Genomic DNA, 7,119 nt, shown 5'->3' on the forward strand with positions numbered 1-7,119 from the left:
CGCTATTGCCTTACTTGTATAAGCACGCTTTTGTCCGCCAAATCGCGCCCTAAAAATGATGACCAACCCAAAGCTACACCACTGTCATGGCATAAACTCATCACCGGAGCCTCGCTCTCGTGCATGGTCAGCTCAAGGTCGTAAGCCATCTGCTCTCGTAAAATAAACTCCACCAACTTACACAGCGGTTGATGTTCTTTGCCTGATGGCAAAAAATCGGCAAATCGTTCTCGAGTTAAGTTTTTGATACAGATAACAAACTTACCGTTACAGTCCATAACTGACTCACCCAACATGCTGTTGATCCCAAGCTCACCATTCTGCTTACCTAAGCAAAACTGCTGATAAGGCTCTATCCGGACTTTACGTCGAACCCACTGGCGAATACTGACTTCTTGTAGATCAAAGCAGTGCGCGATGATGCCAGACACCACTTGCGGTGAACGACTTCGGCCAGCCAAAGTGCCCGCATAAGCCAGCATCTTGCACCAATTTATCGGTGTTTCGCCGCGCAAGTCCGCATCACCCAAACCGACTAAAGCGAACAGCTGTGATGAAAATTGATCCTGCGCACCCGCTTGAAAACGGACGTAATAGCGATACTTTCGCCATACGCGATACACAAGGTTAATCAACCGGTTATTGAAAAAATCTAAAAAGGGCCGCTTGAAACCACCGGGATCTTCTTCGACCAATTGCTGCAAAATAAAACCAGGCAACGGTGACTGTGCCCCAGTTAATCCAAAAAAATTGGTTTGTAAGATCAGGCGCTCATCTGCGAACTCACGTAAATCCGTTACGTCTGCTGGTGCAAAGCCTAAACTGGGGTTGGCACTGAATACCAACTGGCATGTCCGCTCCCAATCTTCTGATTCAGGATTAAACGCATTAAGTTTTTGCAGCAGTTCCACCAACTGGTAGAAGTTGTACGTTCGTACATCGCTTGGTAAACCCAGTAGAGGCTCCGGCACAGCCGCCGCAGCCATCTCTAGATCAATGGCTGCATTCCTGTCTGTGTTCCCCATGTGTACTTCTCTTGATTGGACGCGTTAATAACGATCAGCTCATGAAACGAATTGATGCTGGCATATAGGGCAAAAAAGTGGCTAAGCACGGTGCCAAAGAGGTAAAGCTCCCCTTCTGAACCAAAACAGTTTTGATCAATATGAATCGTCGATTGCAGCCCTCGCACTGGCAAACCGCGCAATATTTTATCCACGGGTTGCGACTCAATTTTTTGGATCCCTTCAAGACGCAAACGCGCAACACGTTCCGCTTGGCGATCCACCAAGGCTCTGAAATCGTAAGCTCGCAACACACTGCTTAAGGCATCTTTGGACAGCAGCGATAAATAATTCAGCGATAAGTTAGAAATCAATACCCACAATAGACTGCCATCCAGTACTGGGCGCAGAGATTGTGAAGGCACGGTAATATTGCTGAAAGTGGCAAAGGGGGGCGAGCTGTCTGTCGGCTCACAAATGTCACCGACACCGAGTTCGAGCGTTAATAAGCGATTGGTGCAGGTGAGTTTGAGCGAGATGGCTTCATCGACATGCATGGATTGCGTTTCATCTCCGCGAATGAAAGAGATGAAATTATCAAATCCATCGCCACGGATACTGTCTCTCACTCGTGTGCGGTAGTAGAGCGCTTCACGATTTCGAACCCGCTCCACTTCATGCTGAAAACTTTCAAATGCTGAATAGACACGTTTTTCACCCCGAATTCGTTGGCTGGCTTGAGTTTTGTCTTGCCAACCGAACACGCCGTCAACGCTGAACACTTCATAGTGAGAAGGGTAACGACTAGAGGGAATAATGCGATACTCTGAACGCTTGCCCGTTAAATCGATAGGATCGGCATCATGTTCAAACAAATTAATGACAGGGGTGCAGTACAACTGGAAATTATCCTGACGCACTCGAACGTCCGCTGGCAGGGTTTTCGAAAAACTGATTTTCAGTTTGAACGCACCATGCACTGATTTCGGCACTACGCTAGCCAGACGGGTAATGTCAACAAAATGAAATGCTTCAGGAAACGACAAGTATTCCTGCAAAACGCGATAACCTTCATACACATTGGAAGGATAGGGCAAAAGCGATTGCTCGCTATCAAATCCGACCGTTTGGAAGCTATTGCGCGGCAGCGTAAATTCTACCCCCGCGACTTCAACAGAAATCTTATCGAGGTAGTGGTTGAGCCATAAATAGAGCATTTGTGAGCTGTATTTATCACCACCTAAGTAAAAGCGCAGATCATCAAGATGCGCATCACCGACGCTTATCTCACCCAACATATTAAGCGACACTTCGATGATGGTCGCTTCTCTAGTATGTTGCGCAGTGACGTCAGTACATTTCAGTGGGTAAATCTGCACGTCACGACAGGTTCTAAAGTGGCATTTGGTGCCGAAAACAGGCTTGCTATCGAGCTGAGTGCCACGAGCGATTTGCTGCTTATCACTGACACTTTTATCCGGTGTGAACGAGACAATACTCATGCTTGGCACAGGACGTAAGTAGTTTGGCCATAGCATGTTGATGATGGAGTGCGTTAGCTCAGGAAATTCATCTTCAACTTTTTCGCGCAAGCGAGCGGTGAGAAAGGCGAAGCCTTCCAATAAACGTTCGACATCAGGATCCGTCGTTTTACCGTGTAAAAAGCGAGAGAGTTGAGGATGAATTTCAGTGAAATGCTTTCCTTGTTCTTTAAGGAAAGCAAGCTCTTCTCTGAAGTACTTATCTTGAGCCATAATTTTCTAATACACTCGGTACTTTCGGTTTTGATCCAGTAGCAGGTTGAACTGCACTTTCTCATGTAACGCATCACTGTTTATTTCGGCCACAATATGGAAGCGCAGCATCAAAGGGCTAAACACGTCCGACTCGGATCGAATCACAATATTTCGTAAACGGGGCTCATACACATCTAAGCAGCTTTGTATCGCAAGCTTAATCCGCAGCGATAAGTCTAAGGTTTCTAACGTTGCATCGTTAAAATCCACTAAACCTAACGTTGGAGCACTTTGTGCCTCACCCATGCGAGTATTCAAAATATTGGAAACATTGCGTTTGATTGATTGGAGCACATCCCACGCATTTGGCCCTTGGGTCAAAGACATAGGCTTGGTGCCAGCTTCTAAACGTTCAAAGAAGCCGACACCAAATGCACTCTCTTCAGGTGCAATATAAGTCATGGTTATGCTTGATCTAATCGACCAACCAATGACAATTCAAAGTTCGCGCCCATGTACTTAAAGTGAGGACGAACAGAGAGAGAGACCTGATACCAACCTGGTTCACCTTCAACATCCATGACTTCGATTTTTGCAGCACGAAGAGGACGACGGCTACGTACGTCTGCTGGTGGATTTTCTTGGTCAGCCACGTACTGTTTGATCCAGCCATTAAGCTCACGTTCAAGATCTTGACGCTCTTTCCAAGCACCAATTTGCTCACGCTGTAGCACTTTGACGTAGTGTGCAAGGCGATTGATGATCATCATATATGGCAGTTGCGTACCCAACTTGTAGTTGGTTTCCGCTTCTTTGCCTTCTTTGGTATTAGGGAATATTTTTGGCTTTTGGATCGAGTTTGCAGAGAAGAATGCGGCGTTATCACTGCCTTTACGCATGGTTAAAGCAATGAAACCTTCTTCTGCTAATTCAAACTCTTTACGGTCAGTCACCAACACTTCAGTTGGGATCTTACTTTGCAGTGCACCCATCGATTCAAACACGTGTACTGGCAGATCTTCAACCGCACCGCCACTTTGTGGGCCAATGATGTTTGGACACCAACGGTACTTGGCAAAGCTATCGGTTAAACGAGTAGCGAAAGCAAACGCGGTGTTACCCCATAGATAGTGTTCGTGTGAAGCGCTGACACTTTCCACATAATTAAATGATTTAATTGGGTTTTCTGTTGGATCATAAGGTACGCGCAATAAGAAACGAGGCGCAGTCAAGCCAAGGTAACGCGCATCTTCTGATTCACGTAGAGAACGCCATTTAGTGTATTTAGGGCTTTCAAATGTTGACTTAAGATCCTTGATATTTGGTAGCTCTTCAAAAGAATCGATACCAAAAAACTCAGGGCCGACACTAGAAATGAATGGAGCATGAGCCATCGCACCAAGTGCACCCATGTATTGCAGTAGCTTCATGTCAGGGGTTGATGGCGTGAAAGCAAAGTTACCGATGATAGCGCCAGTCGGCTCACCACCAAATTGGCCATAACCAGAAGAATAAACGTGCTTATAAAGACCGGATTGCGTCGTTTCTGGTGCAAATTCAAAGTCTTCAAGCAACTCGCCTTTCGTTACATGCAACAAATCGACCTTGTTGTTTTCACGAAAATCGGTACGGTCAATAAACAGTTTCAAACCACGCCATGACGATTCCATCTGCTGGAAACGCTCTTCGTGCAAAATCTCATCCATTTGAGCACTGATTTTCTTATCAAGCTCAACCAGCATTTGATCAACGAGTGATTTGTTAACCGGCTCTTCCGTTTGATTCGAACCGATGAGATTCTCAATAAACGCAGCAACCCCTTTCTTCGCAACATCATACCCTTCTTCAGTCGGTGCAATGCGCGTTTGTGCCATGATTTCATCAAGTAAACTGCCTTGGGTGGCACTTTGTCTCTCTAAGACGGCTTCAGTAGTAGACATCAATTTCGTTCCTAAATTTGATTAAATAAAAAGTTGGGTTGATCAAGCCTTATGCTTGGGGCTCTTCTTCTTTGCCGCTCACTAGGCTTAGCTCAGATAGAAGTTTTTCACGCGATTCTTCCGAATTTAGTAGCTCTTGTAGACGCTCTCTAAACGCGGGAATATTGCCCAAAGGACCTTTTAAGGCCACAAGAGCTTGGCGTAGCTCAACCAATTTATTTAATTCTGGAACTTGTGCTGCCACTGAATCCGGTTCGAAGTCAGCAAGAGATTTGAAACTAAGCTCAACAGGAAGCTCAGCATTTTCATCGCCACTCAGTTTATTGCGCACTGTAGTGGTCAGTTTCAAATCGCTTTCACGCATAACCGCTTCAAAGTTGTTCTTGTCCACTGAAACGGTCTGTCTCTCTTCAAGTGGGGTCTCTTCGGTATGGCCTTTAAAATCACCCACCACCAGAGTTTTTAGCGGTAACTCAACTTCAGCCTGTGCATCTCCCGTTGCTGGAATATACTTAATATTAATCCGCTCTTTAGGAGCTACACTTCCTTCTTTAGACATATTACGTCTCCAATACCTATGCCAATCATTGTCAAAATTACGGACAAGAGCGTAGCTAAACTTAGTTACCACTTACTCAGGCCGAGGGTTACATAACGTTGTAAAAATTAAAGTTAAATCTATTGGACTTAAGTTCTAATAGAACTCAAGTCTCTTAATATTTATTATCTGGTAGATTTTAATGAGCATTTAAACAATAAATCCCATTAATTAGCATTAGCTATTAAATTCTTCCCTAAATTACCCCATCAGATTTATCGATATTTTTCGTGGGGATTTAAAATTCTCGGCACATTCTATTCATATAGGAGCATTTTAAATATAAAAAATCACAAAAACATGATCTTCACCCAAAAAAATATGCCGTTTCTAATACTGTATAATTTAACTAATTAATATCCCAAAAGACATCATGATAATAAAAATTCAGACTATTCTTATAGTTAACAAATATGCCATTAGCTTGTGCTTTTTCTTCCTCACTCATCTTACCAGCAAGGCTTTCTTCCTCTAATTCCAATATTGAGTAGAGCGACTGCATACGTTCAGTACCAGCAGCAGAGAGATATAAATCTAAATAGGCTTGCGCTTTGATCCGATCGGGAGTCACAAAATGATAGGATGCGCTATCGCCGAGCAGAATCTTAACTACCGTTGCCAAAGAGGTAATATCACCTTGCTCTAACGCCATCAGTCGCCATTGATAGGCATCTTCAAAACGGCCTTTGCTCTCTAAAATACCGATGTAGCGTCTCATCGCAGGGATATAGTTTGTCTTCGCAGCCGCGAGATAGAGCTCTCTCACCTTGGTCTCCCTTTCTCCAGGCATTAAAAACAGACCTCCACCCGCTTGAACTTGCTTTGCTTTATCCATCAATGCTCGTGGATGATTAAAACTGACCGCTTTATCGAGATAGTAGCTATACATCTCGTTATCCATACCTTTGTAAAACTGGGCAAGCTCGTAAGTGGCTTGTGCAGGATCATCTCGTCCTAGACGAATCAAACTATCGTAATACTGGCTTTTCCAATACTGCACATCGCGATCTCTTAACCACTTAGCATCAGTATAAAGATGTTTCATGGCGCGACGATTGCCTAATTTTGCGGCTTTAAGCAGATATTCACGCGCTTCAGGAGGCGTTCTAATGGTCGTTTTGTAGTTCGAAAGCTCCATCGCGTAGAGAAAGGCGGCATCCGAATTGTCGTTGTCTGCCGCGTACTGGAGGTATGGTCGCGATTCCATATTTTTGTATTGCGCTCGAAGCAGTCGTCCGGTAGCAAACGCTTTTTCTGGAGACATATTTCCTACTTCATACACTTCTGCTGCAGACGTTTCTTGCTCAGCATGTAACACCATCGAAGGAAATAAGGAGAGCGCTAAAATGGCATATGTTTTATTAATCCACATTGACGCAACTTCCAAACTTGACGCTTGCGGAACACACAATGATAGACGTTGGCAGAAATCCATCATGAACCGTTTCCATATTACCCACTACAATACTCTGACTCATTATATTTCCTTAACTGACTAACCATTTATCCATAAACACGTAAGCAAAAATCATTCCCTTCAATTACGCTTACTTAAGAATAAAGCCCCACAGCCCGAGCGGGCAAAAAATTGCCCAACCGAGCAACAAATTGCCCGAGCGGGCATAATATTGCCTATATGATAATCAATACTCAGCCTTTACCCACCAAAATTAAAAACAATACACTCATTAAATTAAATAGAATCAGGAACCAATAACTACAAATATAATTAATGACAAAAAACTAACATAAATCTGACATTGTTTTGCTCGGAAATAAAATTAATTAATCCTCCAATCATTCTATATGTTTTAAATAAACGTATAGCATCAGGTTAAATC

At 43.8% G+C, this 7,119-nt stretch carries 6 protein-coding genes; all 6 read right to left on the reverse strand.

The features are described from left to right. Positions 1–2 precede the first annotated feature (2 nt). A complete protein-coding gene (gene tssG / locus AACT18_RS15885) occupies positions 3–1,025 on the reverse strand; it encodes a type VI secretion system baseplate subunit TssG (protein ID WP_026028436.1) in 1,023 nt (340 codons plus the stop codon). Then, on the reverse strand, positions 989–2,758 hold the full coding sequence (tssF, locus tag AACT18_RS15890) for a type VI secretion system baseplate subunit TssF (protein WP_094125345.1): 1,770 nt from the start codon (positions 2,756–2,758) through the stop codon (positions 989–991). Before tssF ends, tssG begins: the two co-directional genes overlap by 37 nt. 6 nt (positions 2,759–2,764) lie before the next feature. Beyond that, on the reverse strand, positions 2,765–3,202 hold the full coding sequence (gene tssE, locus AACT18_RS15895) for a type VI secretion system baseplate subunit TssE (protein ID WP_013868295.1): 438 nt from the start codon (positions 3,200–3,202) through the stop codon (positions 2,765–2,767). Between the two features lie 2 nt (positions 3,203–3,204). Continuing rightward, entirely contained in the window at positions 3,205–4,680 is a 1,476-nt protein-coding gene (gene tssC / locus AACT18_RS15900; protein WP_026027753.1) for a type VI secretion system contractile sheath large subunit, read from the reverse strand. Between the two features lie 49 nt (positions 4,681–4,729). After that, positions 4,730–5,239 carry a type VI secretion system contractile sheath small subunit gene (gene tssB, locus AACT18_RS15905; RefSeq protein WP_017043584.1) on the reverse strand — a complete coding sequence of 170 codons (510 nt, stop codon included), beginning with the start codon at positions 5,237–5,239 and terminating at the stop codon, positions 4,730–4,732. 388 nt (positions 5,240–5,627) lie between these two features. After that, complete coding sequence (locus tag AACT18_RS15910; protein ID WP_064626566.1) at positions 5,628–6,716, reverse strand: hypothetical protein; 1,089 nt, start codon at positions 6,714–6,716, stop codon at positions 5,628–5,630. Positions 6,717–7,119: the final 403 nt, after the last annotated feature.

This window comes from Vibrio sp. V04_P4A5T148 (genome assembly GCF_963875605.1).
Classification (GTDB): domain Bacteria; phylum Pseudomonadota; class Gammaproteobacteria; order Enterobacterales; family Vibrionaceae; genus Vibrio; species Vibrio anguillarum.

Bases quoted from the DNA above. Each gene is read 5' to 3' on its own strand.
- tssF (WP_094125345.1), bottom strand. From the start codon at position 2,758: ATGGCTCAAGATAAGTACTTCAGAGAAGAGCTTGCTTTCCTTAAAGAA.
- tssE (WP_013868295.1), bottom strand. From the start codon at position 3,202: ATGACTTATATTGCACCTGAAGAGAGTGCATTTGGTGTCGGCTTCTTT.
- tssC (WP_026027753.1), bottom strand. From the start codon at position 4,680: ATGTCTACTACTGAAGCCGTCTTAGAGAGACAAAGTGCCACCCAAGGC.
- tssB (WP_017043584.1), bottom strand. From the start codon at position 5,239: ATGTCTAAAGAAGGAAGTGTAGCTCCTAAAGAGCGGATTAATATTAAG.
- tssG (WP_026028436.1), bottom strand. From the start codon at position 1,025: ATGGGGAACACAGACAGGAATGCAGCCATTGATCTAGAGATGGCTGCG.
- AACT18_RS15910 (WP_064626566.1), bottom strand. From the start codon at position 6,716: ATGATGGATTTCTGCCAACGTCTATCATTGTGTGTTCCGCAAGCGTCA.